This window comes from Mesorhizobium sp. WSM3224 (genome assembly GCF_000427725.1).
Lineage (GTDB): Bacteria > Pseudomonadota > Alphaproteobacteria > Rhizobiales > Rhizobiaceae > Mesorhizobium.
Map to the genome: position 1 here is coordinate 43,088 of NZ_ATYO01000031.1, position 21,474 is coordinate 64,561.

The 21,474-nt window shown below is 65.2% G+C and carries 22 protein-coding genes and 1 pseudogene; 7 read left to right on the forward strand and 16 right to left on the reverse strand.

The window, feature by feature from the left end; genetic code table 11:
- Positions 1-19 precede the first annotated feature (19 nt).
- From YU3_RS0129550 to YU3_RS0129585, 8 genes are all read right to left on the reverse strand, one after another.
- Positions 20-640 (reverse strand): 2,3-bisphosphoglycerate-dependent phosphoglycerate mutase, encoded by a 621-nt coding sequence (locus tag YU3_RS0129550; protein ID WP_027169604.1) that lies wholly within the window; start codon positions 638-640, stop codon positions 20-22.
- A 28-nt stretch (positions 641-668) separates the two neighbouring features.
- The gene (gene dapB, locus YU3_RS0129555) at positions 669-1,490 is read right to left on the reverse strand and encodes a 4-hydroxy-tetrahydrodipicolinate reductase (protein ID WP_027169605.1); all 822 of its coding nucleotides are present in this window, start codon (positions 1,488-1,490) and stop codon (positions 669-671) included.
- A complete protein-coding gene (locus YU3_RS0129560; protein ID WP_036259860.1) occupies positions 1,487-3,358 on the reverse strand; it encodes an ABC transporter ATP-binding protein in 1,872 nt (623 codons plus the stop codon). The genes dapB and YU3_RS0129560 overlap by 4 nt, the downstream gene beginning before the upstream one ends.
- Before the next feature lie 251 nt (positions 3,359-3,609).
- Positions 3,610-4,629 (reverse strand): glucokinase, encoded by a 1,020-nt coding sequence (locus tag YU3_RS0129565; protein WP_027169607.1) that lies wholly within the window; start codon positions 4,627-4,629, stop codon positions 3,610-3,612.
- 598 nt (positions 4,630-5,227) lie between these two features.
- Positions 5,228-6,307 (reverse strand): penicillin-insensitive murein endopeptidase, encoded by a 1,080-nt coding sequence (gene mepA, locus YU3_RS0129570; protein ID WP_027169608.1) that lies wholly within the window; start codon positions 6,305-6,307, stop codon positions 5,228-5,230.
- Positions 6,308-6,379: 72 nt separating this feature from the next.
- On the reverse strand, positions 6,380-7,285 hold the full coding sequence (locus YU3_RS0129575) for an SDR family oxidoreductase (RefSeq protein ID WP_027169609.1): 906 nt from the start codon (positions 7,283-7,285) through the stop codon (positions 6,380-6,382).
- 13 nt (positions 7,286-7,298) lie between these two features.
- Positions 7,299-8,450, reverse strand: coding sequence for a tRNA epoxyqueuosine(34) reductase QueG (queG, locus tag YU3_RS0129580; protein ID WP_027169610.1), 1,152 nt, complete (start codon positions 8,448-8,450; stop codon positions 7,299-7,301).
- A complete protein-coding gene (locus YU3_RS0129585) occupies positions 8,431-9,123 on the reverse strand; it encodes a glutathione S-transferase family protein (RefSeq protein WP_027169611.1) in 693 nt (230 codons plus the stop codon). Before YU3_RS0129585 ends, queG begins: the two co-directional genes overlap by 20 nt.
- Positions 9,124-9,335: 212 nt before the next feature.
- On the opposite strand from YU3_RS0129585, the gene YU3_RS0129590 reads away from it, so the two are divergent.
- Positions 9,336-10,142 carry an undecaprenyl-diphosphate phosphatase gene (locus tag YU3_RS0129590; RefSeq protein ID WP_027169612.1) on the forward strand — a complete coding sequence of 269 codons (807 nt, stop codon included), beginning with the start codon at positions 9,336-9,338 and terminating at the stop codon, positions 10,140-10,142.
- Positions 10,143-10,369: 227 nt separating this feature from the next.
- On the opposite strand, the gene YU3_RS0129595 is transcribed toward YU3_RS0129590, so the two are convergent.
- Both YU3_RS0129595 and rsmI read right to left on the reverse strand, forming a co-directional pair.
- Positions 10,370-10,747: a YraN family protein gene (locus YU3_RS0129595; RefSeq protein WP_027169613.1), complete on the reverse strand. Its 378-nt coding sequence runs from the start codon at positions 10,745-10,747 to the stop codon at positions 10,370-10,372.
- Positions 10,740-11,636: a 16S rRNA (cytidine(1402)-2'-O)-methyltransferase gene (rsmI, locus tag YU3_RS0129600; protein WP_027169614.1), complete on the reverse strand. Its 897-nt coding sequence runs from the start codon at positions 11,634-11,636 to the stop codon at positions 10,740-10,742. Before rsmI ends, YU3_RS0129595 begins: the two co-directional genes overlap by 8 nt.
- A 159-nt stretch (positions 11,637-11,795) precedes the next feature.
- Here rsmI and YU3_RS0129605 point away from each other — a divergent pair, with 159 nt between their 5' ends.
- Entirely contained in the window at positions 11,796-11,984 is a 189-nt protein-coding gene (locus YU3_RS0129605; protein WP_027169615.1) for a hypothetical protein, read from the forward strand.
- A gap of 74 nt (positions 11,985-12,058) precedes the next feature.
- On the opposite strand, the gene YU3_RS0129610 is transcribed toward YU3_RS0129605, so the two are convergent.
- The 6 genes and pseudogenes from YU3_RS0129610 to rph all read right to left on the reverse strand — a co-directional run bounded on the left by YU3_RS0129610 (position 12,059) and on the right by rph (position 16,248).
- Positions 12,059-12,721 (reverse strand): outer membrane protein, encoded by a 663-nt coding sequence (locus tag YU3_RS0129610; protein ID WP_027169616.1) that lies wholly within the window; start codon positions 12,719-12,721, stop codon positions 12,059-12,061.
- Between the two features lie 205 nt (positions 12,722-12,926).
- Positions 12,927-13,088 (reverse strand): annotated as a pseudogene (locus YU3_RS37730) (protein tyrosine phosphatase); the annotation flags it as partial.
- 4 nt (positions 13,089-13,092) lie between these two features.
- On the reverse strand, positions 13,093-14,265 hold the full coding sequence (gene hemW, locus YU3_RS0129620; RefSeq protein ID WP_036259864.1) for a radical SAM family heme chaperone HemW: 1,173 nt from the start codon (positions 14,263-14,265) through the stop codon (positions 13,093-13,095).
- Positions 14,262-14,939, reverse strand: a complete 678-nt coding sequence (gene rdgB / locus YU3_RS0129625; protein WP_027169618.1) for an RdgB/HAM1 family non-canonical purine NTP pyrophosphatase — start codon at positions 14,937-14,939, stop codon at positions 14,262-14,264. The genes hemW and rdgB overlap by 4 nt, the downstream gene beginning before the upstream one ends.
- On the reverse strand, positions 14,939-15,349 hold the full coding sequence (locus YU3_RS0129630; RefSeq protein WP_027169619.1) for a VOC family protein: 411 nt from the start codon (positions 15,347-15,349) through the stop codon (positions 14,939-14,941). Before YU3_RS0129630 ends, rdgB begins: the two co-directional genes overlap by 1 nt.
- 182 nt (positions 15,350-15,531) lie before the next feature.
- Positions 15,532-16,248: a ribonuclease PH gene (gene rph / locus YU3_RS0129635; RefSeq protein ID WP_027169620.1), complete on the reverse strand. Its 717-nt coding sequence runs from the start codon at positions 16,246-16,248 to the stop codon at positions 15,532-15,534.
- A 194-nt stretch (positions 16,249-16,442) separates the two neighbouring features.
- Between rph and hrcA the strand changes: the two genes are divergently transcribed.
- The 5 genes from hrcA to cysK all read left to right on the forward strand — a co-directional run bounded on the left by hrcA (position 16,443) and on the right by cysK (position 21,455).
- Positions 16,443-17,525, forward strand: a complete 1,083-nt coding sequence (gene hrcA / locus YU3_RS0129640; protein WP_027169621.1) for a heat-inducible transcriptional repressor HrcA — start codon at positions 16,443-16,445, stop codon at positions 17,523-17,525.
- 22 nt (positions 17,526-17,547) lie between these two features.
- Positions 17,548-17,745, forward strand: coding sequence for a hypothetical protein (locus YU3_RS0129645; protein WP_027169622.1), 198 nt, complete (start codon positions 17,548-17,550; stop codon positions 17,743-17,745).
- A gap of 123 nt (positions 17,746-17,868) precedes the next feature.
- The gene (locus tag YU3_RS0129650; protein WP_027169623.1) at positions 17,869-19,209 is read left to right on the forward strand and encodes a sorbosone dehydrogenase family protein; all 1,341 of its coding nucleotides are present in this window, start codon (positions 17,869-17,871) and stop codon (positions 19,207-19,209) included.
- Between the two features lie 322 nt (positions 19,210-19,531).
- Positions 19,532-20,149, forward strand: coding sequence for a LysE family translocator (locus YU3_RS0129655; protein WP_027169624.1), 618 nt, complete (start codon positions 19,532-19,534; stop codon positions 20,147-20,149).
- 325 nt (positions 20,150-20,474) lie between these two features.
- On the forward strand, positions 20,475-21,455 hold the full coding sequence (gene cysK / locus YU3_RS0129660; RefSeq protein ID WP_027169625.1) for a cysteine synthase A: 981 nt from the start codon (positions 20,475-20,477) through the stop codon (positions 21,453-21,455).
- Positions 21,456-21,474: the final 19 nt, after the last annotated feature.

Genomic DNA, 21,474 nt, shown 5'->3' on the forward strand with positions numbered 1-21,474 from the left:
AGTGACTGAGGCCACAGCCTCACCCCTCCAGCACGTCCTTCGACGCCACGGTGGAATCGGCGTTGAGCTTGTAGATGATCGGCACGCCCGTGCCGAGCTCGAGCTTGACGATCTCCTCGCCGCTCTTGCCGTCCAGCGCCATGATCAGCGCGCGCAGCGAGTTGCCGTGCGCCGCGACCAGCACGGTCTCGCCGCGCAGCACGTGCGGCTGCACATCGTGCAGGTAATAGGGCCACACGCGCGCGCCGGTATCCTTCAGGCTTTCGCCGCCGGGCGGCGCGATGTCGTAGGAGCGGCGCCAGATATGCACCTGCTCCTCGCCCCATTTCTTGCGCGCGTCGTCCTTGTTGAGGCCGGAGAGGTCGCCATAATCGCGCTCGTTGAGCGCCTGGTCGCGGATCGTCTTCAGGTCGGCCTGGCCGACGATGTCGAGAATGTGCTGGCAGGTCTTCTGCGCCCTGATCAGCGCCGAGGTGTAGGCGATGTCGAATTTCACGCCGCGCGCCTTGAGCTTTTCGCCGGCGGCGAGCGCCTCGGCGGTGCCCTGCTCGGTCAGGCCGACGTCGCGCCAGCCGGTGAACAGGTTCTTCAGGTTCCATTCGCTCTGGCCGTGGCGCACGAGCACGAGAGTTCCCGACATGTCAGCTCCTATAAATGTTGGATAAGGATCAGCTCAGGCCGAGCACGTCCCGCATGGAATAAAGTCCGGGCTTTTTACCACGCGCCCAGAGCGCCGCCTTGACGGCGCCGCGCGCGAAGATCGCCCGGTCCTCGGCATGGTGGGAAAGCGTGATGCGCTCGCCGGTGCCGGCAAGGATCACCGAGTGGTCACCGACGACGGAGCCGCCGCGCAGCGTGGCGAAGCCGATGGAGCCCGCCTTGCGCACCCCGGTATGGCCGTCGCGCACCCGCACGCTGTTGCCGGCAAGATCGATGCCGCGCCCCTTCGCCGCCGCCTCACCGAGCAGCAGCGCCGTGCCGGACGGCGCGTCGACCTTGTGCCGGTGGTGCATCTCCAGGATCTCGATGTCGAAATCGTCGGCGTCCAGCGCCTTCGCGGCCTGCTCGACCAGCACCGCCAGAAGATTGACGCCGAGGCTCATATTGCCGGATTTGACGATCGTGGCGTGGCGCGCGGCAGCCGCGATCCTGGCATTGTCGTCGGTCGAGCAGCCGGTGGTCCCAATGACATGGACGATGCGCGCCTGCGCGGCATAGCCGGCGAATTCGACGCTTGCCGCGGGCGCGGTGAAATCAAGCACGCCGTCGGCCTTGGCGAAGGCCGGCAGCGGATCGTCGACGATCGGCACGTTGATGATGCCGATGCCGGCAATCTCGCCGGCATCCTTGCCGAGATGCGCCGAGTCCGGCCGCTCGACCGCGGCGGCGACGCGCGCGCCCGGCATGGTGTGGATGGCGCGGATCAGCGTCTGGCCCATGCGGCCGGCGGCGCCAACCACCACCAGGCCCATATCGCCTGCTTCGCTCATGCGCTTCTCCTGACGGTCTTCTTGGCGCGGCTGCGCGGCGCCGGAGTTTGGCCCGAAGTTTGGCTTGGCTTGACGTCGTCGACAAGCCCCAGCCCTTTCTTGCCCTGTATCCGGTGGAAGCGGGCATAGATGCTGTGCGGGTCGGCCATCAGCGAGGCATGCGTGCCTTCCTCGACCAGCCGCCCCTCTTCCAGCACGATGATGTGGTCGGCATTGACCACCGTCGACAGCCGGTGCGCGATGACGATGGTGGTGCGGCCTTCCATGACATGGGTCAGCGCTTCCTGGACGCGCGCCTCCGCCTCATTGTCGAGCGCCGAGGTCGCTTCGTCGAGCAGCAGGATCGGTGCCTGGCGCACGATGGCGCGGGCGATCGAGACGCGCTGGCGCTGGCCGCCGGAAAGCGTCGAGCCGCTTTCGCCGACCGGCGTGTCGTAGCCCTGTGGCTGCTGGCGGATGAACTCGTCGGCGGCGGCCAGTTTCGCCGCCTGCTCGATCTCGGCGTCGGTGGCCGACAGCCGGCCGTAGCGGATGTTGTCGCGAATCGTGCCCTCGAACAGATAGGGCGCCTGCGCCACATAGGCGATCGATTGGCGCAGCGAATGTGTGGTCACCTTGGCAATATCCTGGCCATCGACCTCTATGCTGCCCTCGTCGACGTCGTAGAAGCGCTGCAGCAGCGCCACGATCGTCGACTTGCCGGCGCCCGAGGCGCCGACGATGGCCGTGACCTTGCCGGCCGCGGCGGTAAAGCTCAAATCCCTCAGCACCGGCGTGTCGGCATTGTAGCCGAACGTCACATTGTCGAAGCGCACCTCACCGGTGGTGACCTTCGCCTCGACCGCGTCGGGGGCGTCACCCTGCTTCGGCTCGAGGTCGAGCAGCTCGTAGATCATGCGGGCGTTGACCAGGGCACGTTCCATGCCGACCTGCGTGCGCGCCAGGCGTCTCGCCGGGTCGTAGGCCATGATCAGCGCGGTGATGAAGGAAAACACCGCGCCCGGCGGCTGTCCAAGCACCAGCGCCCGATAGCCGGAATAGGCAAGCACGGCGGTAATGGCGAGGCCACCCAGAATCTCGGAAATCGGCGACAGCCGCTCGGAGACGCGGGCGATCTTGTTGTTACGCTGTTCGGCCGTATCGGCCATGATGCCGATGCGGCGCGCCAGCTCCTCCTCCAGGGTGAAGGCCTTGACGATGGCGATGCCTTGCGTTGCCTCTTGCACCGACCCGTTCAGCTGCGAGTTGATCAGCACGGATTCCCGGTTGATCCGCCGCAGCCGGCGGGTGATGTAGATGACGGCCCAGATCAGCGGCGGCCCGATCAGCAGCGAGCTGAGCGACAACACCGGATCCTGGTAGATCATCACGCCGACAAGGGCGACGAGCGAGACCGCGTCGCGGCTGATGGAGGTCAGTGTCAGCGACAGCAGGTCACGAATGCCGCCGACATTCTCGTTGACCTGCGCCGCCAGCCGGCCGGAACGGGTCTCGTTGAAGAAGTTGACGCCGAGCTTCATCAGATGGTCGAAGCTGCGCTTCTGGTAGCGGGCGACGAGATTGTTACCGATCCTGGCCAGTGCCAGTGCCTGGCCGTAGCCGGCGAAGCCGCGCAGCAGGGAGGCGCCCATGAAACCGGCGCAGATCCAGACGATCATGTCGCTGCGCCGTTCGTAGAAGATCTGGTTGATCATCGGGGCCATGATCCACGCCGTGAAGGCGGTGGTGCCGGAAACAATCAGCAGGCAGGCGACGGCAACGACATAGGTCCAGCGATATTCCTTGCCGTTTTCAGCCAGGATGCGGCGCAACACCGCACTGACCTCGGCGGGCTGGACTTTCAGTTTGAGGGAAGTTTGGACGGTCAAATCGGGGGCGCTTCGTGGGTTCTCGTCGGACGGGGCTGCTTTTCGGCACCCTCTTAGCGCCCCGGCTACGGCTTGCCTATGGCGAAACTTCGTCGCGGCATCGTCGCAAGATCGAGCGGAGCGCCGAAGCTGCCAATCTCCCCGCTTGAGCGGGAGATGTCCGGCAGGACAGAGAGGGGGGCCTCGCGCCGGCCTTTCGGAGTTTCTTCACCGTCGCAACAGACGCCGGCTAGGCGGGCCGCGACCCAGCCTCACGCCCGCCAGTGCCGCCCCGCCGTCTGCACGCCGAACAGCGACGGCGTCCTGGCATAGGCGGCTAGCCCGAGCAGCGCCGCCAGCGGGTGGGTGATGACGTAGACTGGCATTTCGCGCATCAGCGCGCTGTGCGGCGCCTTGTCCTCGAAGGCGGCGCGGAAATTGCCGGCTTTCAGCGCCGGCACGATTTTCTGCGCGATGCCGCCGGTCAGGAAGACCCCGCCGCGGCCCATGAACACCAGCGCCAGGTCGCCCGCGGTGCGGCCGAGACAGGTGACGAACAGCGCCAGCGCCTCCTCCGCTGTCCGGTCGGATTTGGCGAGCGCCGCCGCGGTGACTTCGGCCGGCGTGGTGAAAGGCGCCGGCCTGGCGTCGGCCTTGGCCACGGCGCGATAGACATTGACCAGCCCGCGTCCGCACAGGATCTGCTCGCCGGAAATGCGGCCTTCCAGCTTGTCGATATGCGGGAACACCTCGAAATCGCGCGGCGTGCGCGGGCCGATATCCATGTGCCCGCCCTCGCCCGGCACCGGGATCCAGTGATTGAGCGCGTAGATCAGCCCGGCGACGCCGAGCCCGGTTCCGGGGCCGAGCACGACGCGGCTCGCATTGGGCTCCGGCGTGCCGCCGCCGATCTTCTCCATATGCTCTTCGCCCAGCGCCACCACTGCCAGCGCCTGCGCCTCGAAATCGTTGAGCACCACGACTTCGCTTAGGGCCAGATTGGCAAACATCTGGTGGGGTTTGACCACCCAGGGGCAATTGGTGAGACGGATCTCGTCGCCGTCGACCGGGCCCGCCACCGCCAGCACCGCCGAATTCGGCTGGATGGACGAGCGGTCGAGCACCGCCGCCTGGATCGCCTCGTCGATGGTGGCGAAATTGGCGGTCTGGACGATCTGCGGCTCGGTCGCTTCCGAATTGGCGTCGAGCACGATCGAGAAGCGCGCATTGGTGCCGCCAATATCGCCGATCAGGACCGGAAACCGCAGCGTTCTATCGTCTTCACCTACCATGCTCTCCGCTCACCCCGTTCCGGCCGCTTGTCTGTTCGTTGAACTAGCGCATGGGCTTGCAAAGGGAAAGCCGGTTTGGCTTCAGGCGTGGCGTGACGGCATTCTCTCCCCCCCCTAGAGGCAGGGCAATCGCATATGAGTTTTTTACGAAGAGGACCCCCACCCTAACCCTCCCCACAAGGGGGAGGGAACGCTGCCGCATGCCACCCTTTTTGGCGTCGAACCTAAAGCGCGTCGCGCTGAAACAGATTCAGGCGACGCGCTTTAAGTCTTTGTTTTGATGCATGTCGTTGTCCCAGACCCGCTGCGCACTTCTGGGCGACATGCGTTAAGCGATTTGCGGGGATCGGCGCCTACCAAGTCTCCCTCCCCCTTGTGGGGAGGGATTAAGGGTGGGGGTCCTCTTCGTAAAAAAACTCATATGCGATTGCCCTGCTCTTGAGGGGGAGATGTCGCCAAAGGCGACAGAGGGGGGCCGCGCGTGAAGCGCCGACGCTTTCCGGGCGAAAGACAAAGCCGGCGATCTATGCGAGACGACCCCCTCTGGCCGCTTCGCCGCCATCTCCCCCTCAAGGGGGGAGATCACGCAGGCCGCGCCTCAGTTCCCCGGCCTTGGCCTTGGCAGCGGGATGCCTATCTTTGGCGTCGGCGCGAAGGCGCTCGCCGCTGCCGGCATTGCCGCGCTGCCGCTGGAGATCGTCTCCGCCGGCTCGGTCGGCTGCGGTTCGGCCACGGCGACCGCGGCTGCGCCGCCCTGATAGGTGACCGCCTCCAGCGACGGCGCATCCGGCGCGTTGAGCACGTCCTGGCATTGCTTCGGCAGGTTTGCCATCGTCATCAGGTCGCGCGCCTTCGGCGCATCCGGGTTCTTGTTCGGCCGCCACGGTTCCTCGGTGAACCACCAGGCAAGCGGCTTGCCGCAGCCGTCGTCGTCCGTCGTCGTTTCCTGCGCCTTGCAGAAGGGCGAGCCCGGCTGGCAGCCGATGCGCATATGGAAGTGATAGTCATGGCCCCAGAACGGCCGGATCTTGCGCAGCCAGGTGCGGTCGCCGGTGACGGTGTCGCAAAGCTTCTTCTTGATGCCGGGATTGACCAGGATGCGCTCGACCTCCGGATAGCTCGCCGCGCGCTTGAGCAGCCTTGTGTGCTGCGGCGTCCACAGCGCCTCCTTCACCAGATGCGTCTTCTCGTCGACCATCAGCGTCGCGCTCATGGTCTCGCGCTGCGCCGTGGTCAGCGGCCGCTTCGGCATCGGCGTCAGCCAGATGTCGGCGTCCAGCCCGATCTGGTGCGAGGCATGGCCGGTCATCATCGGTCCGCCGCGCGGCTGCGAAACGTCGCCGATCAGAAGCCCCGGCCAGCCGTCGGCGGCGGCATCGCGCGACAGTTTTTCGATCAGCGCGATCATCGCCGGATGGCCCCAGCGGCGGTTGCGCGAGGGGCGCATCACTTCCCAGGTCGGACCGTCCATCGGCAGCGCCACGCCGCCGGTGAAGCAGCCCCTGGAGTAGAAGCCGAAGGATTGCGCGCGTGCCACTGCCGGCAGCTTTCGGGCGCCGAACAGGTCCTTCGCGCGAGGCTCGGCTGAAATGGCGGCAGCCGCCAGCGCGGCCAGTGTCACCAGCGCCAGCGCGGCTGTCAGGAACGGCTTCCTCTCGGGCAACGATCGCAGTTTCATCGGGCTGGGTCCCCCCTCAAGTCGGCCCTCGGCATTGAGCCGAATCATACCATGTCGCGCGCCGCGCTTCGATCATGTGCCTTTCATGGGGCTGCGCGGCTCTCCGTCCCGCCAATTGCCCTCGGCCCACATCCGCTCCAGCGCCACCCGATAGTTCGGGAAGCGGAAGCGATAGCCGGCCGCCTTGATCGCGTTGTTGGCGACGCGCTTGTTCTCGCCATAGAAAGAACGCGCCATGGGCGAAAGTTGGGCGGTCTCGAAGGCAATTTCGGGCGGCGGCTCGACGCCCATCAGCCCGGCGGCGTCGGCGACGACATCCTGCGGTGGCGCCGGCTCGTCGTCGGTGACGTTGAAGATCCCGCCGAGATTGTTGTCGGCCAGAAGCCGGAGCGCGCCGGCGATGTCGTCGCAATGGATGCGGTTGAACACCTGGCCGGGCTTGACCAGCCGCCGCGCCGTGCCGTCCTCGAGATTGGCCAGCGCGTTGCGGCCCGGCCCGTAAATGCCCGATAGACGCAGGATCGCCACCGGTTTCCCGAGCTCGCGGCCAAGTGTAAGCCATTCCCGTTCGGCCGCCACCCGCATCACCGAGCGCTCCGACACCGGGCGGCAGTCGCTGGTCTCGTCCACCCAGGCGCCGCCATGATCGCCATACACGCCGACGGTGGAGAGATAGCCGATCCATTCCAGCGCCGGCATTTTGTTGCGAATGGTCTCGCCAGCGACGTTGAGCACCGGGTCGCCGGCTTCGTCGGGAGCAATCGAGACGATGAGATGCGTCGTCCTGGCAAGCGCATCGCTGAGCTCGGGCGATAGCGCGCCGTCGAATTGCAGCGGCTCGATGCCAGCCGATCGCAGCGCTTCGAATTTTTCCGGCGCCCGGGTCGTGCCGAAGACCGGCGCGCGCCGCTCGTTGGCCCGCGCGAAAGCCTTGCCGGAATAGCCGGCGCCGAAGATCAAGAAGCGTCTTTCGCTCATCGATGAACCCCCATCAATCGGCCTTCACGGAACGCGCCGGCGCCGCCAGCCATTCCTCTTGGACCACCGCATCGGTTTCGGTCTTCGAAGCCGTGGCGGCAAGATCGCCAAATTCGCGGTCGGAGAGCAGCCGCGACAGGGCCCAGATTGCCGCACCCCGCACCAGCGGCGAGGCTTCGTTGAGCAGACCACGCACGATGGGCGTCAGCGAAGCATCACCGGAATTGCCGGCGGCGATCAGCACGTTGCGGATGAAACGGTCGCGGCCGATGCGCTTGACCGGCGAGCCGGAGAAGAAGGCCCGGAACGCCGCATCGTCGAGAAGCAACAGCTGCGAAAGCGGCGGCTCGCGCAAATCCGCGCGCGCGGCAAGCTTCGCCTCCGAGGCAGCACTTGCGAACTTGTTCCACGGACAGACGGCGAGACAATCGTCGCAGCCATAGATGCGGTTGCCGATCTTTTCGCGGAATTCATGCGGAATCGGCCCTTTGTTCTCGATGGTGAGGTAGGAAATGCAGCGCCGCGCATCGAGCCGGTAAGGCGCGGGGAACGCATCGGTCGGGCAGACGTCGAGGCAGGCGCGGCAGGAGCCGCAATGATCGATTTCGGCTTTGTCCGGCTCCAGTTCGGCGGTCGTGAAGATCGTGCCGAGGAACAGCCATGAACCATGCGCGCGGCTCACCAGATTGGTGTGCTTGCCCTGCCAGCCTATCCCCGCCGCTTCCGCCAGAGGCTTTTCCATGACTGGCGCCGTGTCGACGAACACCTTCACGTCGCCGCCGGCGCGCGCGACGATCTTGCCGGCGATCTCCTTCAGCCGGCCCTTCATAACGTCGTGGTAGTCGCGGTTCTGCGCATAAACCGAGATCGCGCCGCGGTCGCGTTTTTCGAGGATACCGCGCGGATCGTGGTCCGAGCCGTAATTCATCGCCAGCACGATGATCGAGCGGACTTCCGGCCACAGCGTCGAGGGCTCGGCTCGCCGTTGAACCGTCTCGGCGATCCACTCCATCGAGCCGTGGAAACCGTCGGCAACGAATTCGGCGAGCCTTGCCGGCGCCAGCGGGATCGCGTCCGGCCGGGTCACCGCGACCGCGTCGAAGCCGGCGCGGCGCGCCTCCGCGTCGATCAGCGCGCGCAGTTTATCAGAAGTCGAGGTCCGCATAATGCGATACCGGCGACAGGCCGCGCACCCGGTCGGAGAGCAGCGGCCTGAAGGCCGGCCGTGATTTCACCCGCGTGTACCATTCGCGCGCGGCGGCATGCTCGCGCCAGTCGATCTCGCCAAGATAATCGAGCACCGAAAGCGTCGCGGCCGCTGCCAAATCGGCATAGGTCACCTTGTTGCCGGCCAGCCAATGGCGCGTGCCGGCCAGCCAGTTGGTGTATTTCATGTGCTGGCGGATGTTGGCGCGCGCGGCGCGGATCGCCGCCGAATCCGGCGAGCCGCCGCCGGCGGTTTCCGGCATGACCGGCTTCAGCACGCGCTCGCGCACCAGGTGGCGGGTCACCTCGCTCTCGGCCTTGTTCAGATACCAGTCGGTCAGCCGGCGGATTTCGGCGCGCTGCATCGGGTCCTCGGCGAACAGCCGCTTGTCGCGCTTCAAGACGCCGCGCGTCTCGTCGAGATATTCGGCGATCACCATGGCGCCGACGATCGGCACGTCGCCTTCGGCAAGCAGGATCGGCAGCGTACCGGCCGGGTTCAGCGCCAAAAACTCCTTGCGCCGCGTCCACGGCTTTTCCTCGATCAGCGCCAGTTCCTCGCCATACTCGCCGAAGGCGAGGCGCACGAAGCGGCAGGTGGCGAACATGGGATGATGGAAAAGCGTCAGCATGGTTCCGCGATGATAAGGCGCACTGGCGAATCGCTAACGGCGCCGGTAAGTCTTGGCCGCCCGATTCCAGGGACTGTCATGGTGTGCGACCTATAGGGGGACTTCCGCCCCGTGACAAGCAAGCCCTTCCCTTGGGAGCATGATGTCGTCCGAAAACCGCTTCAAACTTTTCGGCATCATGCTCTCGCTATCATTCAAAAGCAGAGGTTGCCATGGAAAGCCAGACCATCGTCGAAGCGCTGCTGCTTGGGCTACTGGAGGGCCTGACCGAGTTCATCCCGGTGTCCTCGACCGGCCATATCCTGCTTGCCGGCCATTTCCTCGGCTTCCATTCCACCGGCAAGGCCTTCGAGATCCTGATCCAGCTCGGCGCCATCCTGGCGATCCTCAGCGTCTATTTCAGCAAGCTTTGGCAGATGGCCGTCAAGCTGCCCAGCGACCCGCAGACCCGGCATTTCGTTATCGGCATCCTCATCGCCTTCCTGCCGGCGGCGGTCATCGGCGCGCTGGCGCATGATTTCATCAAGACCATCCTGTTCGAATCGCCGCGGCTGATCTGCATCATGCTGATCATCGGCGGCGTCGTGCTGCTCGTCGTCGACCGCATCAACTTCAAGCCGGTCCATCACGACGTCGAGCGCTTCCCGACCAGTCTTTACCTGAAGATCGGCCTGTTTCAGTGCCTGTCGCTGATCCCCGGCACCTCGCGCTCCGGCTCTACGATTGTCGGCGCGCTGCTGATGGGCGTCGACAAGCGCGCGGCGGCCGAATTCTCCTTCTTCCTCGCCATGCCCACCATGGTCGGCGCCTTCGCCTTCGACCTCTACAAGAACCGCAACGTGCTGACCTCGGCCGACCTGCCGATCATCGCCATCGGCTTCATCGCCGCCTTCGTCACCGCGCTGATCGTGGTGCGCTTCCTGCTCGATTACGTCTCGCGCAACGGCTATTCGCTGTTCGGCTGGTGGCGCCTGGTGGTGGGCGGCGTCGGGCTGGCGGCGCTGATGATCTGGGGGTGAGCGGCGGGCTTCGCCCGCACCGCTTTGTCGAGTTCCCGCCCACCCCCCTCTGGCCTACCGGCCATCTCCCCCGCAAGGGGGGAGATCGGATGTCACTGCGATTTCGCCAATCGCCTATGTCGAAGAAGGGCGCGGCGCCTAAGCTGCTAATCTCCCCCCCTTGCGGGGGAGATGTCCGGCAGGACAGAGGGGGGTGCTGTCCCGCCAACGTCTCCGAAAGTAGCCCCTCAATTCCTTCCATAAAACGCATTCTCGACATGCACCGGCCAGCGCCAGGGCAGCACCGCAACCATGTCGAAACGCATAGACAGTCGCCCATAATCCGGCTGCCGCGACAGCCAGATGTCGGCTGCGCCCTCGATCCGGCGCTCCGATTCATGCCCGATCGCTTCCATCGCCTCGATCAGCGTACGGCGCGCCTTGACCTCGACGAACAGCACGAGGTCGCCGCGCCGGGCGATAAGGTCGATCTCGCCGAGTTTCGTGCGGTGACGGCGAGCGAGGATGCGGTAGCCTTTCAGCATCAGCGCCAGCGCCGCCAACCATTCGCCGCGATGGCCGCGCCGATAGGCTTTGCGGCGATGGCCCGCCGAACGCTCAGCCACCGCTGCCTTCCTTGAGCTCCAAGAGCCGCCGGTAGAGCGCCTGTTTCTGGCCGCCGGTCATCTTCGCCGCTTCCGCGGCAGCCTTCGAGGCCGGCATTTCGGCGGCAAGCGACAACAGCAGCCGGTCGATGTCTGCCGGCTGATCCTCCGTCGCTTCCGGCGGGCCGACGCAGATGACGATCTCGCCCTTCGGCGTGTCGACCGCCGCATAATGGTCGGCAAGCTCGGCCAGCGTTCCGGTGCGGGTCTCCTCGAATGTCTTGGTCAGCTCGCGGCCGATCGCGCCCCGGCGGCTGCCGCCCAGCGCCTCGACCATCGCAGTCAGCGTCTCCGCCAGCCGGCGCGGCGACTCGAAAAAGATCAGCGTCGCCGGCACCTGCCTGAAGCTTTCAAGCTTCGTCAGCCGCTGGCCCGTCTTGGTGGGCAGGAAACCGGCGAACAGGAAGGTATCGGAAGGCAGGCCGGATGCGGTGAGCGCCGCAAGTGCCGCCGAAGGCCCGGGGATCGGGATAACGCGGATGCCGCGCTCCAGCGCCTCGCCGACCAGCCGGTAGCCGGGATCGGAGACCAGCGGCGTGCCGGCGTCCGATATCAGCGCCACGCTCTGTCCGGCGGCAAGCGCCTCGATCAGCTTCGGCCCGGCCTCCTGGGCATTGTGCTCGTGATAGGCGGTGGTGCGGCGGCGGATGCCGTAGCGTTCGAGCAGCACGCGCGACACGCGCGTGTCCTCGCAGGCCACGATATCGGCGCTAGCAAGCGTCTCCAGCGCGCGCAGCGTGATGTCGGCCAGATTGCCGATCGGCGTCGCCACCAGATAGAGCGCCGGCACAAGCGGCCGCGCCGCGATCTCGGTTTGCCCGATCACATAGCTGCGTTTGTCGCCGGTCACCGAATGCCCCTCATAACCCGCCCTGTTTGGCATAGCCGACGCTTCGTTGCAAAACGTGAGGTCGACGTAAGGAAATCGCCATGCCTTTGCCATAGTGAGGAACGAAACCGGCAACGGCGAATTTAACCCCTGATTCCCGGGAGGAGGCAGGACCGGACGATGCCCAATCGCTTCGACGTTTTTATCGGCCGACTTGAAAGCAAGACCGCCCGCGAGGGCACCCCATCACATCCGATCGCTGCCCAGAACGGCACCCGCCGGGACAAGGCCGACCAGAAGCCGGCCCGCGACGGCGAGACGCATGGCGAGAAGCCGCGCGGCAAGCACCGCCAGAAGCACGACGCGTAGAACGTCGCGGCACCAGAGTCATCGCGCGGATGCCGCGCGGCGTTTACTAACTTTCGTTGATTTCGCGCAGCCGCTCAGAATTTGTAGTTCACCTTGGCGACAACACTGTTTTCGGTCTCATTGAACCGGATCGACGTTGGACCAATGCCTCCGTCGCCCGTCTTCTTCCCGAAATCGTAATACTTCCACTCCACGCCTGCCGTGATGTGATCCGAAAAGGCATACTCAGCACCAAGGCCAGCCGTCCAGCCAGTACGTGAACCACCATTCCATGACTGATCAAGTGGGGTGATTTGATTGAACTTATACTTCGTGAAGGCGATGCCGCCTGTCCCATATATCAGCAGCCGATCAAAAGCATAACCAGCGCGCCCGCGAACCGAGGCAAGCCAGTCCTGCTTCGTTCTGCAAACAGATCCGATCGCGGTCGAGCACTGATTATCACCTTTGACAGATGATCCGTCGAAATCAGCTTCTACGCCCAACACGAATTGTTGGATTTGATAGTTATATCCAATCTGGCCGCCATAAACGACACCGTTGCCGTTCGTGTTGAACTCAGGTCCCCCAAAATCAGTCCACTTGCTATCATTCCACGCCCCCCCAACATTCGCACCGACGTAAAAGCCGGTCCAGCTATAGGGTGCAGGCTCAGTTGTTTGAGCAGCGAGATCGGCAGCGAACGCCGGAGTTGCGAAAATAAGCGATGCCAGGACGGCAAAATTGGAAGCTCGCATGGAATCTCCTAAACGCGCTCTGATCCAGAAATCGGCGGTCTTGAGAATATCGCCGCTATGACCACAAAGATGTTACTTTTCAGACACAGGAGGAAAGGAAAAGCTAGCTCTATATCGGTGTCCCGTAAGCAAATTTTGAACCGACAACTCCACTTGGCTATCGACAACCGCGCCCGGATGCGAGCAGCCGCACCAGTTCCGGGCCCACAATGTCGGCCCACGCGACAAGCTCATGCGTCAGCGCATTGTCGGCGTCATGATTGGTGCCAGCCGACGCGACCTCGATGTCGCGCCGCTTGGAAAACACCTGCTCGGCGGTCGGGCTGCGCAAGCGGTTCTGGCTGCAGACGAAAAGGACGTTCTTCAGGAGATTACCGCGCCAGATCCGCCACCACCGCATCGAGCACGATCATGCCGGCGGTCGTGGCGCGCAGGCGGGCATTGCCGACCGGCGCCACCAATCCTTCCTCCTGCAGCACAGAAAGCCGCGCGCTCGAAAGGCCGCGCCCCGCGAGCGCCTCGTAGCGCTGGAGGTCGATGCCTTCGGCAAGCCTTAAGCCCATCAGCAGGAATTCATCGGCTTCCTCGGAGCGCGTCAAAATCTCGCCGCCGGTGATGCCGTGCCCTTTGGCCTCGACCAGATTGGCCCAGGTCTCAGGCATCCTCTCCGCGATGGTCACCGTGCGGCGGCCATTCTCGACGAAACGGCCATGCGCGCCCGGCCCGACGCCGACATATTCGCCATAACGCCAGTAGGTCAAATTGTGCCGGCTCTCGGTGCCCGGCTGGGCGTGGTTGGAAATCTCATAGGCCGGCAGCCCATGCGCTGCCGTCACCTCCTGCGTCAGCGCGTAAAGGTCGGCGGCGTGGTCGTTGTCGGGCAGCGTGAACTTGCGCGCCGCGTAGAGCGCGTGGAAGGGCGTGCCCTCCTCGATGGTGAGCTGGTAGAGCGAAAGATGGTCGACCGCATAGCCGATCGCCTGCTCCAGTTCCGCTCCCCACGCCTCCGGCGTCTGGCCCGGCCGGGCGTAGATCAGGTCGAAGGAAAGCCGCGGAAAAATCTCGCGCGCCAAGCCGATGGCGTGCAATGCCTCCTCGACATCGTGCAGCCGGCCGAGGAAGCGCAAATCCTTGTCGTTCAGCGCCTGCACGCCGAGCGACACGCGGTTGACGCCGGCGGCGCGATAGCCGCGGAACCGCTCGGCCTCGACCGAGGACGGGTTGGCTTCCAGCGTCACCTCGATGCCTGCCGGCACTGTCCAGTTCCTCGCCACGGCCTCCAGCACCGTCGCCACCGTTTCCGGCTTCATCAGCGACGGCGTGCCGCCGCCGAGGAAGATGCTGGTCACCTCGCGCGCCCCGGTGCGGGCACGCATGGTCTTGAGCTCAGCCTCAAAGGCGCGGGCGAAACGCTCCTGGTCGACCGGCTGGTGGCGGACGTGGCTGTTGAAGTCGCAATAAGGGCACTTGGCCGCGCAGAACGGCCAGTGGATATAGACACCGAAGCCGGGGCTGCGGTCGAGCGGCATGGTCACCGGGTTCATGCGGATCCCGATCGCGCCAAATTTAATCGCACCAGATCCAATCGGGCTTGCGCGAATTTCTGGAAGGCGCGGGCGCGGTGCGAAAGCGCCGTCGCCTGGCCGGGCTTCCAGCCATGCTTTTCATCCGCGCTCATCTCGCCAAAGGTCTTGTCGAAACCATTGGGCAGGAAGACCGGATCGTAGCCGAAGCCGAGCGTGCCGCGCGGCGGCCACACCAGCGTGCCTTCCGCCTCGCCCCGGTAATACTCGGCCTCGCCGTCCGGAAATGCCAGGCAGATGACGGCGACGAAGCGGCCGGTGCGCTGCGCCGGCTCGGTCGCGCCGGCTTCCTGCAGCGCCGTTTCGGTCTTGCGCATAGCCATGCCGAAATCCCTGCTGCCGTCCGGCGTCTCGGCCCAGTTGGCGGTATAGACCCCCGGCGCGCCGTCGAGCGCGTCGACGCAGAGGCCTGAATCGTCCGACAGCGCCGGCAGGCCGGTGGCCTTGGCCGCCGCATAGGCCTTGATATAGGCGTTCTCCTCGAAGGTGGTGCCGGTCTCGTCCGGCTCCGGCAGGCCGTATTCCTTGGCCGACTTCGCCTCGAAGCCGAACGGCGCCATCAGGTCGGCGAATTCGCGCAGCTTGCCTTGATTGTGGCTGGCGACGACGATCTTCTTTCCGTTGAGCGAATGCATCAGAAACCCCAGATCCTTGGCTCGGCGAACTCGATCGAATTGCCCGACGGGTCGCGGATATAGATCGAGTGTCCGCCTTGAGGCCATTCGAAATCGCTTTCGATGGCAATGTTCCTTGCCGCCAGATGCCCGCGCCAGGCGGCGATCTCGTCGGCGCTTGCGGCAAAGCAGAGATGGCCTTCGCCGGCCGTGCCATGTGGCGGCACCTTCAGCCTGGCGTCCGGCGCGGGTGGGATTTTCGTCGCCTCGGCGTTGAAGAGAAGCAGCACGCCGTCGCCGCAGCGGAAGAACACGTGGCGGCCTTCGACCTTGCCGAGGACGGTAAGGCCGAGGATATCGCGGTAGAAGGCTTCCGCGGCGGCGAGATCGGTGACGTAGAGCGCCGATTCCAAAATCGCCGAGGGTATCACGAGGCCCCCCTCTCTGGCCTGCCGGCCATCTCCCCCTCAAGGGGGGAGATTGGCAGCTTCAGCCTCGGCGCCCTCGCAGCCTTAGAGATTGGCGAAAGCCTTTGCGACATCCAATCTCCCCCCTTGAGGGGGAGATGGCCGGCAGGCCAGAGAGGGGGGCCTAGGCTCGGCATTGGAAACCCCTACGCCACCGCCATCTGCTGCAGACTCACCAGCCGCGAAATACCCTTCTTGGCCAGCCCCATCAGCGCCGCGAACTGCTCCTCGGAAAACGGTTCGCCCTCGGCGGTGCCCTGGATCTCGACGATGCCGCCCTTGCCGGTCATGACGAAATTGGCGTCGGTGCCGGCCGAGGAATCCTCGAGGTAGTCGAGATCGATGACCGGCTGGCCGTCATGGATGCCGCAGGATATCGCCGCGACATGGTCCTTCAGCACCTTGGCGACGCTCACCATCTGGCGCGCTTCCATCCAGCGCAGGCAATCGTAGAGCGCCACCCAGCCGCCGGTGATCGAGGCGGTGCGGGTGCCGCCATCGGCCTGGATGACATCGCAGTCGACGGTGATCTGCTGCTCGCCCAGCGCCTGCAGGTCGACCACGGCGCGCAGGCTCCGGCCGATCAGCCGCTGGATCTCCAGCGTGCGGCCGCCCTGCTTGCCGGCGGAGGCCTCGCGCCGCATGCGCTCGCCGGTCGAGCGCGGCAGCATGCCGTATTCGGCCGTCACCCAGCCCTTGCCGGAATTGCGCATCCAGGCCGGCACCTTTTCCTCCAGGCTCGCCGTGCACAACACATGCGTGTCGCCGAACTTCACCAGGCACGAGCCCTCGGCATGCTTGGAGACGCCACGCTCGAAGGAGATGGCGCGCATTTCGTCGGCTTGGCGTTTGGAGGGGCGCATTCGGCCTGCTTTCTTCTCGGTTCCGGAATCGTGGCCGGCTTGTAGACGCATGTAGCCCAAGTCGCAAAGGAAAAGGGCGGCGCAAGAAAAACGGCCGGGTGACCGCAAGCGCGGCACCGTGACCGCAAGCGCGGCACTGGGTTGCGCCAGCATGGCTTAAGTCTATATCTTTCGGTAGGAGGTTTTTCGCCGGAATGAACAAACCAGTCGATCCGACGTCGCAGTCGCCGGTACTTCAGTCACTCGACATGCGCTCGCGCGATATTTTCCGGCGGATTGTCGATTCCTATCTGCGCGACGGCGAACCAGTCGGCTCGCGCAGCCTGTCGCGCATCCTGCCGTCGTCGCTGTCGCCCGCCACCATCCGCAACGTGATGAGCGACCTGGAGCATCTAGGCCTCATCTACGCGCCGCATATCTCCGCCGGGCGGCTGCCGACCCAGACGGGCCTGCGCTTCTTCGTCGATGCCTTCATGGAGCTCGGTGACCTGTCCGACGAGGAGCGCCGTGTCATCGAAGCGCAGGTGCGCGCTTCGGGTCCGGGCGCGACGCTGGAGCATATGCTGACCGAGGCCAGCCAGATGCTGTCCGGCATGTCGCGCGGCGCCGGCCTCGTGCTCGCCTCCAAGAACGAGGTGGCGCTGAAGCACATCGAATTCATCCAGCTCGAACCCACCAAGGCGCTTGCCGTGCTGGTGTCGCAGAACGGCGATGTCGAAAACCGTGTCGTCGACCTGCCCGCCGGCATCACCGTCTCGCAGTTGCACGAGGCCTCGAACTTCCTCAACGCCCATATTCGCGGCCGTACGCTGGCCGAGGCGCGGATCGAGATCTCGCGCGTCAAGGATGAGACCAAGGCGGCGCTCGATACGCTGTCGCAGGACCTGGTTGAGAAAGGTCTCGCGGTCTGGGCGGGCGCCGAAAGCGGCCTGCCGGCGCGTCTCATCGTGCGCGGCCGCGCCAACCTGCTGGAAAACGTCACCGCCCAGGCCGATCTGGAATTGCTGCGCCATCTGTTCGAGGATCTGGAGACGCAGGACGGGCTGCTGCAACTGCTCGACCTCGCCGAGGAAGGGCCGGGCGTGCGCATCTTCATCGGCTCGGAAAACAAGCTGTTTTCGCTGTCCGGCTCGTCGCTGGTCGTCGCGCCCTATCGCGACAAGGATGCCCGCGTCATCGGCGCGCTGGGGGTCATCGGGCCGACCCGGCTGAACTACGCGCGCATCGTCCCGATGGTCGACTATACCGCGCAGCTCATTTCGCGCATGCTCCGCTAGAGTTCCTCAAGGGGGTAAGAAAATGGCGCTAGAATCGCTCAAGGCCCAGATCAGCCTGCTGCTCGAGGAAATGGTGAACCAGCCCGAGGATGATCATGAGATCCAGGAACAGCTGCGCGAGAAGCTGAGGGAGCTGCGCGCCATGGGCCTGCCCTTGCCGGCAGACCTCGTCGAGTTGGAAAAGCGCCTCGACGACGATCTGGATATCGAAGAGGCCTGAGCCTCGGTGATCCGCCGTCAAATCCGCGTGCGCATGCTTCCATTTTTTGATCGCTTGCCCAATATCTGCTGTCTGTAGGCGCCCAACCGAGACGAGCGCCTCGGCAGATGACGGAGGACAGCCATGAAACGGATCGCCGGCCTTGCGGGCCTCGCGCTGGTTCTTGCCGGCGGCGCCTTTGCGCAGCAGGCCGGTCAACCCCTGCTCGGCGGCGAGAAAGCCTTCGGCGACTGGAAGGCCGACCGTCCGGGCGTGCGCAGGCTGCTGAAGCCGCAGGATTTGCCGAAACCCTATGTGACGGAGTCCGCTTCGAACAGCGGCGACGTCGCCGAGCGCCCCGAGGACGCGAAACCGATCCTGCCGCCAGGCTTCTCCGCCGAGCTGATCGCATCCGGCATCGACAGCCCCCGCGTCGTGCGCGTGGCGCCGAATGGCGACCTCTTCGTCGCCGACAGCCTGGCGAGCCAGGTCCGCGTCTACCGCCTTGCCGAAGGCGGCGCGAAGCCCGCCGAGACGTCGATCTTCGCCAAGGGCCTGACCCGGCCTTACGGCATCGCCTTTTATCCGCCGGGCGACAAGCCGCAATGGGTCTATGTTGCCAACAGCAACAGCGTCGTCCGCTTCCCGTATCGCGACGGCGACCTGGAAGCGTCCGGCAAGCCGGAGATAATCGTGGCCAAAGTCCCCGCCAGCCACCACTGGACGCGCGACATCGCCTTCTCGCCCGACGGCAAGACGCTCTATCTGTCGGTCGGCTCCGGCTCCAACATCGCCGAGGATATGGGCGCCAGGCCGAAAGGCGGTGTGGAGGAGTGGGCGAAGTCGCAGCCGCTGGGCGAGGCCTGGGGCGCGGAACAGGGCCGCGCCGACGTCCTCGCCTTCGATCCCGACGGCAACAACCGAAGGACGTTCGCCACCGGCCTGCGCAACTGCTCCGGCATGACTGTGCAGCCTGCGACCGGCGCGCTCTGGTGCGTCGTCAACGAGCGCGACGAGCTTGGCGACAACACCCCCTTCGAATACGCCACCGCGGTGAAGGAAGGCGCCTTCTACGGCTGGCCCTGGTATTATATCGGCGACAATGAGGACCCGCGCCACGAGGGCGCCCGCCCGGACCTCGCCGGCAAGGTCACTGTGCCCGACGTGCTGATGCAGGCGCATTCGGCGCCGCTCAACATCGCCTTTTACGACGGCGGCAATTTCCCCGCCGACTATAAGGGCGACGCCTTCGTCACCCTGCACGGCTCCTGGAACCGCGATATGCGCACCGGCTACAAGGTGGTGCGGCTGAAGTTCAAGGACGGCAAGCCGACCGGCGAATATGAGGATTTCGCCACCGGCTTCGTCATTGCCGACGACGCGGTCTGGGGCCGGCCGGTCGGGGTGGCGGTGGCCAGGGATGGCGCGCTGATCCTCACCGAGGACGGCAACGGCACCGTCTGGCGCATTACTTACGGCGGGTAGCTGTTCGACAAAGGGATTTTGGAAGGCTGCCGTTGTCGAGGGCAAGACATTCGGCGTTCGTGAAACCAGCGCAAACGTTGGAGATTGGCTGAAGCCTCGGCGACGCGCGCGTCGCTTCGCTCCTTGCTCCGCCAGTGGATGACGAGGTTGGGAGGCTTGCGCCAATCTCCAAGGCGCACCCGACCGGCCAAATGCCGGGCCGGAACCACCTCCCGGCCGAGCTGGCGCAACGAATTCCGCCGTGAGGGAATATCCGTCGACCCGGCATCATGATAGAAGCCGCGCTCCACACCGGTCCCTTACCACACGCCAGGCCTGAGCCATGACACTCACCGGATTCCTCGCCTACAGCGCCGCGCTCGGCGTCGCCGCCGCCATTCCGGGCCCGGGCGTCACGGCGCTAGTCGCCCGCGCGCTCGGCTCCGGCTTTCGCTCGTCGCTCGCCATGTCCTTCGGCCTGATGCTCGGCGACCTCACTTATCTCACCGCCGTGGTGCTCGGGCTCGCCTTCGTCGCCCAGACCTTCGGCATGGTTTTCCTTGCCATCAAATGGGCCGGCGTCGCCTATCTCGCCTTCCTGGCCTGGCGCTTCTGGACCAGCGGCATCACGCCCGAGACCATCGAGGCGCGGAAGGCCAAGGGCGGTCTGGCGTCGAGCTTCATCGCCGGGCTGACGGTCACGCTCGGCAATCCCAAGACGATGATCTTCTATCTCGCCATCACGCCGACCATCGTCGACCTGAAGACGATCACGCTCGCCGACTATGCCATCCTCGTGGCGCTTACCGTGGTGGTGCTGTTCGTGGTGCTGGTGCCTTATCTGGCTTTAGCCGCCAAGGCGCGCTGGTTCCTGAAATCGCCGCGTGCGCTAAAGGTGCTGAACCGCACCGCCGCAGGCTTCATGATGGGCGCAGCCGCGGCCATAGCGGCCCGCCAATAAGGTGTATTGATATTCAGGTGAGGCCGGCCTGCGAAGGACGGCTTCCTGCGCTTCCGGTGCTCACGTACTTTGAGTACGCTCCGCTCCGGTTCTCGGAAACCACCCTTCTCGGCTCGGCCTGATCTGAATCTCAACGCACCTTGGTGCGTGATGGCTTTGATTTCAGCCAAGCCATTCCTGAAACCGGCCAATCCGGAAAATGCGTTTCCGGCTTGGGGTGCTTTTCAGCAACCGCCCCACTCGGATATTTTCAAACCTCAGCCTATCTTGCGCGGCTGAAAGCCCTATTCTGTTTTGCCTGTGCCATTGCCTTGGGAGCGAACCAATGAACAAGCCCGTCACCTCCGCGCGCGTGCCCGGCCGCGGCCGCGTCTTCAACTCGATCACGGAGACGATCGGCGACACGCCGCTGGTCAGGCTGGACAAGTTCGCCAAGGAGAAGGGCATCGTCGCCAACCTGATGGCCAAGCTCGAATTCTTCAACCCGATCGCTTCGGTCAAGGACCGCATCGGCGTCGCCATGATCGAGGCGCTGGAGGAGGCCGGCAAGATTGCGCCCGGCAAGACGACGCTGATCGAGCCGACCTCCGGCAACACCGGCATCGCGCTCGCCTTCGCCGCCGCCGCCAAGGGCTACAAGCTGATCCTCACCATGCCGGAGACCATGTCCGTCGAGCGCCGCAAGATGCTGGCGCTGCTCGGCGCCGAACTGGTGCTGACCGAAGGGCCGAAAGGCATGAAGGGCGCCATCGCCAAGGCCGACGAGCTCGCCGCCACGCTGCCCAACGCCATCATCCCGCAGCAGTTCGAGAATCCGGCCAATCCCGAGATCCATCGCCGCACCACTGCCGAGGAGATCTGGAACGACACCAATGGCGAGGTCGACATCTTCGTTGCCGGCATCGGCACCGGCGGCACCATCACCGGCGTCGGCCAGGTGCTGAAGAAGCGCAAGCCGTCGCTGCAGGTCGTGGCCGTCGAGCCTGAGGCCTCGCCGGTGCTGTCGGGCGGCCAGCCCGGCCCGCACAAGATCCAGGGCATCGGCGCCGGCTTCGCCCCGAAAATCCTCGATACGTCGATCTATGACGAGGTCGTCAGGGTTTCGAACGAGGATTCGGTCGCCAATGCCCGCCTCGTCGCCCGCCTCGAAGGCGTGCCCGTCGGCATCTCGTCGGGCGCGGCGCTGCAGGCCGCTATCATTGTCGGCTCGCGACCGGAGAACAAGGGCAAGAACCTCGTCGTCGTCATCCCCTCCTTCGCCGAGCGCTATCTCTCGACCATCCTGTTCGACGGCCTGGGGGCTTAGGCGCGCTGGCAGGCCGCAT